Here is a 4848-nt window from a genome sequence, read left to right as displayed (position 1 = left end):
CGGATCCGACCCAACCATCCTCACCCTCGGCGCCCGTACCCCATCCGAACGTGGTCACCCTGAATGCCCGGCAACACGCCGTGGCGAAATCACGATCCACGGCAAGGGCAACCGCTACGAACTCGTGCCGCTCCCTGGTGACGTCGGCGAAACCATCGCCGTCTATCTTCGTGATGGTCACCGCCGGGTTCCGCCTGGATGCCGGGCGCTGTTCGTGAAGGTCGGAGCCGCTGAAGGCGCTCTGACCGGCATCGCGGTGAGTGACGTGACGACCCGTGTCTCCCGTCGCGCCGGGCTGCCGGCCATCAGTGCTCACCGGTTCCGGCGCGGCACCGCGACCCAGCTTGTGCTCCACGGTGCGCCGTGGAGCGAGATCGCGCAGCTTATGCGGCATCGAACGTTGGCGGTAACGCGGTCATACACGACCATCGACGCGGTGCTGACCGCCGAGTTGGCGCGACCCTGGCCCGGTGCGCGATGACTGACCTGCGGGCTGCCGCCGCCACATACCTCGCCCTGCGCCGCGGCTTGGGCTTCAAACTCGCCGACGCCGGATCGCTGTTACCCGGCTTCCTCGACTACCTAGACCACCACGGCGCCGACCATGTGACCACCGAGCTGGCCCTGGCCTGGGCGAAACTACCCGCGAACACCGATCCCGTCTGGTGGCGTCAACGGCTGAACATCGTGCGCGGGTTCGCCGAATACCTGCACACCATCGATCCCGCGACCGAGGTTCCGCCCCACGACCTGCTACCGGCTCGACAGCACAGGGTCGCGCCCTACATATATTCCGACACCGAGGTCGCCGCGTTGATGGCTGTCGCACGCACTCTGAAACCAGCCCTACGCGCGGCGACCTACGAGACGTTCATCGGGTTGTTGAGTGTGACCGGTCTGAGGTTGGGTGAAGCACTCGCCCTCGACCGCGCCGACCTCGACCGCAAACGACTACTGCTGCACGTCCGACATGCCAAACGCGGCAGCCGGACAGTGCCTCTGCACGAATCGACGATCCAGGCCCTGGACCGCTATTTCGCCATGGTCGACCGGTCTAGGTTCCCGAAACCGTTGTCGCCGTCGATGTTCGTGTCGATCTGGGGCACCCGGATGAACAAGGACTCGATGCACGCAACGTTCCCCGGTCTGATCGATCGGGCTGGGCTGACCGGACGTGGCCAACGGGCCCGGCCCCGCATCCATGACCTGCGGCATTCCTATGCCGTCCGTCAACTATGCGACTGGCATCAGCACGGCGCCGATGTCGATTCCAAGATCCCGCTGCTGTCGGCTGTTCTTGGCCACAGTGATCCGGCCTGCACCTATTGGTATCTCGAGGCGTCACCCGAACTCTTTGCCATCGTCGGCCGGCGGCTCGAACAATTCCTCGGAGAACTCTCATGAGCGCCGTCGCCCCCACACTGCAGAAATTCTTCACCGACCGGCTCGCGACCCAGCGTTACGCCAGCCCCGCCACCGTTGCGGCTTACCGAGACGCGTTCCGGCTGCTGCTGGTGTTCGTCGCCGACCGCAAGAAGATCACCCCGGCCGACCTGGACTTCACCGATCTCGACGCCCCGACCATCGCAGCGTTCCTCACCTACCTGGAAACCGAGCGGCACAACAGCATTCGCAGCCGAAACACCCGCCTCGCGGCGATCCACTCGATGTTCCGGTTTGCCGCGCTTGAACATCCCGAACACGCAGAAGTGATCGCGCGGGTGCTAGCGATACCGCAGAAACGATTCGAACGAGCCATCGTCGCCTTCCTCACCAAAGACGAGGTTCAGGCACTGCTGGCCGCCCCCGACCGCGACGTCTGGCTCGGACGCCGAGACCACGCCCTATTGACCTTGGCAATCCAAACCGGTTTACGCGTCAGCGAACTGACCGGACTGCGACGCGGTGACCTGGCGCTATCAACCGGCCCGCATGTGCGCTGTCACGGCAAAGGCCGCAAACAACGAGCCACCCCGCTGACCACCAGCACCGCCACCGTCTTGCGCGAATGGTTGGCCGAGCACCCGGGCGAACCCGACTCACCAGTGTTCCCCAGCCGCAACGGGACACCGCTAAGTACCGACACGGTCGGCTGGCTCATCACGAAATACGCGACCGCGGCGCGATGTCCATCGCTGACCGGCAAACGGGTCACCCCCCACACCCTGCGGCACACCTCGGCCATGTTTTTGCGCGAAGCGGGCGTGGACATCTCGGTGATCGCGCTCTGGCTCGGCCACGAAAGCATCACCTCAACGCAGATTTACATGCACCAGGACTCCGGACATGATGCTGTGACCGGCGGAGCAATTCGTGGGCTGACCTCTGACTTTTCACGCCGCCTCCGCTGCGGGCTTACATGCGACGCTCAATAATAAGTGGATGGTCGATTCAGCGCGGAGACCCGCAAAACCGCAGGTCGGAACGCTCGACCGGGCCCGAATTGCTTCAAAATTGTGGCGGTCCCCGCCATCTATTTTCGGGCTCAGGTCAGGAGTCCTGATGCACGCCGACCTCGCCGTCAAACGGCGTGCACTCGATCGCACGACACAAACTGAGGCGACCACCAGGCGTTACCAGCCACCGGACACCCTGCTCGCCTACCTGGAAAGCCTCTGATTATCCCGAACGGTTCAGCCGACCGCAGTACTCCGGCCAGCACGAACCCGGGCACCCCGGTCCGCACTCGGCATAACCACGCCCTCGGCATAGTCGCTGTTATCCGGCATTCCGGATAACAGCGAGGCCCAGTTCAAGACGCTGAAGTATCGGCCCGACTTCCCCGGCCGGTTCGGCTCGATCGAAGACGCCCGACTGCACTGCCAGGTCTTCTTCGCTTGGTACAACGATGAACATCGTCACTCCGGGCTGGGCCTGCATACCGCCGCCGACGTCCACTACGGCCTCGCCGAGGCGATCCGCGACAAGCGCGCCAGCGTACTCGACGCCGCCTACGCCGCACACCCAGAACGGTTCGTCCTCAAACCGCCCGAACCGCCCGAACCGCCGAAGATCCCTGAAATCTCGTGGATCAACCGGCCCGAACAACCAGAGGAGGACGCTCAGTAAATACGGCGCAACGGCGCCTCATTCAGGTTGACAGGTTCCGGTCGCCATCGCCGCATTCTCGGCGCTCTGACGCGCCACGTCAGCGCGGTAATCGCGCACAACCCACCACGCCACCGCCGTCGCACCGGCGATCGCCAGCGCAGCCACGATGAACCATCGAAGCAGCCACAGCGACGGCGACGGCGACCAGGATCAGCGACAGCCCGACCACGTCGAAGCCGTCGGCGCCGAAAGCGCGACCAGACGTCCGGTATATAAGGTAACCAAACACAGACGTCTCCTAACTCCGTGGTCTGAAAGCGAATCCTGCGTTCAGATCCTCGGGGGCAACTCGTCTTCCCCGTTCAGCGCGGCATCTGACCGGTCGGCTTGACCGTGCCAGGTGACGCGGATCTTGTTATCGGGGTGCCAGAAGCGCATCACGTTCAGCTCGACGCCAGCGAAGGGATCGACGACTCCCACAATCGGGGCGCGAACTTTCTTGCCCTCGACTTGGACTGCATAGAGCGTCGCGGATGTCTCGTTGCGCAGCCTGACGTTGTTACTCCCAGGAATCGGAATGAGAGCCCAGGGAGCGTGCACCCTCACGGCCGGGGCTGCGACACCGCCGGCCGTCGGTGCTGCCGGCTCTAGCCAAGCCAGCGGCGACACTCCCCATCGCACGGCCGGTGCGGTCTCGAATTGCCATGAGTTGGCGCTGACATGAACATAAAAATTTGTTGAGAATTACGTGTGGACCTCCGGCCCGTCTTTGCGTAGGCTAACCCTCGAAGGGGGCCCTGGACAGTCCGGGCGGGAAGGGAAACAATGAAATCTTACGTGATCGCCGCTGGCGCGGCAGCGGCCGCAGCTGGCGTGCTGAGCCTGGCCATTCCCGCGGCACACCACACCCACCACGACGCGGTCGGGCTCGTGACGACTGAGAACGACATGTTGCTCAGTCTGGAGGGCGTGAGTATGTACCCAACGGACGGCGTAACTGGCGGGCCGCTTGGCGACGTGGCGACCGCATCAGGCAGCGATTTCTACAACGTCTACACCGGCGGGAGCACCGCTAGCGGGGCTTTCGAAGCTACCGACCCGACGAAGTTCGGAGCAACGGATCTGCTGAACTCGTCGCTGATCATCGACGCCAACCAGGCTTTGGGCCTTGGCGACACCGACGGCTATGTCGGCCTGTCGCCGACCTCGACGCCGGACGTCTTCACCTTTGGGGACCAGGAGGCCGTCTCCTACGACTACGGCTTGCAGGCGCTGCTGACCGCGTTCAACCAGTCCGTCGACCCCACGGCGGCGAACCTGGACCCGGCGCAGCTCGGGACTGCTACTGAGCCGTTGTCGCTGACGAACGACTTGACCGTCGCATACCAAGACTTCGTTAGTTTCTTCGACCTCGCAGCGGGCATCACCCCATAGATGTAGCGAACGGCTAGTCATTGTCCCCTCCTGAGCCGAATTCGGTTCAGGAGGGGCGCGCCGTTTGCGCTGAGCGAAATTCGGATGCGCTGACGGGTCCGCCTGCCCTACGTTGACGGACATGTCAACCCGTCGCATCCTGGTGTCCTCCGGAACCGAGTTCGAGGCAACCGTCGGCTATTCCCGCGCCGTACGGGTCGGCCCGTGCGTCGCCGTCTCCGGCACCACCGCGCCGGGTGAGGATATCGGCGCGCAGACACGAGAAGTATTGCGCCGCGTCGAGGTGGCACTCCTCGAGGCGGGCGCAGCGTTGAGCGACGTGGTCCGCACCCGCGTCTACGTCACCGACATCGCGCGCTGGCG

General features: G+C 64.2%; 7 protein-coding genes and 1 pseudogene. 6 read left to right on the top strand and 2 right to left on the bottom strand.

All coding sequences use genetic code 11. From position 1 onward, the window contains the following. From ABDV69_RS20140 to ABDV69_RS20125, 4 genes and pseudogenes are all read left to right on the top strand, one after another. A partial coding sequence (locus tag ABDV69_RS20140) for a tyrosine-type recombinase/integrase (protein ID WP_343577522.1) occupies positions 1–481 on the top strand: 481 nt, incomplete at its 5' end. Next, positions 478–1404, top strand: coding sequence for a tyrosine-type recombinase/integrase (locus ABDV69_RS20135; protein WP_343577520.1), 927 nt, complete (start codon positions 478–480; stop codon positions 1402–1404). The genes ABDV69_RS20140 and ABDV69_RS20135, both read left to right, overlap by 4 nt. Beyond that, on the top strand, positions 1401–2375 hold the full coding sequence (locus tag ABDV69_RS20130) for a tyrosine-type recombinase/integrase (protein ID WP_343577518.1): 975 nt from the start codon (positions 1401–1403) through the stop codon (positions 2373–2375). Before ABDV69_RS20135 ends, ABDV69_RS20130 begins: the two co-directional genes overlap by 4 nt. A 364-nt stretch (positions 2376–2739) precedes the next feature. Further along, positions 2740–3069, top strand: a pseudogene (locus ABDV69_RS20125) (integrase core domain-containing protein); the annotation flags it as partial. A gap of 18 nt (positions 3070–3087) precedes the next feature. Here ABDV69_RS20125 and ABDV69_RS20120 read toward each other — a convergent pair. After that, on the bottom strand, positions 3088–3216 hold the full coding sequence (locus ABDV69_RS20120) for a hypothetical protein (RefSeq protein WP_343577516.1): 129 nt from the start codon (positions 3214–3216) through the stop codon (positions 3088–3090). 165 nt (positions 3217–3381) lie between these two features. Continuing rightward, positions 3382–3657 (bottom strand): hypothetical protein, encoded by a 276-nt coding sequence (locus ABDV69_RS20115; RefSeq protein WP_343577514.1) that lies wholly within the window; start codon positions 3655–3657, stop codon positions 3382–3384. A gap of 219 nt (positions 3658–3876) precedes the next feature. On the opposite strand from ABDV69_RS20115, the gene ABDV69_RS20110 reads away from it, so the two are divergent. Both ABDV69_RS20110 and ABDV69_RS20105 read left to right on the top strand, forming a co-directional pair. Continuing rightward, positions 3877–4485: a hypothetical protein gene (locus ABDV69_RS20110; protein WP_343577513.1), complete on the top strand. Its 609-nt coding sequence runs from the start codon at positions 3877–3879 to the stop codon at positions 4483–4485. Between the two features lie 121 nt (positions 4486–4606). Then, on the top strand, positions 4607–4848 hold a 242-nt coding region (locus tag ABDV69_RS20105), incomplete at its 3' end, for a Rid family hydrolase (protein ID WP_343577512.1).

It is taken from the genome of Mycobacterium sp., from assembly GCF_039583785.1.
Lineage (GTDB): Bacteria > Actinomycetota > Actinomycetes > Mycobacteriales > Mycobacteriaceae > Mycobacterium.
Note: the sequence above shows the minus strand (reverse complement) of the source record. Positions and strands in the feature narration are given on the sequence as shown.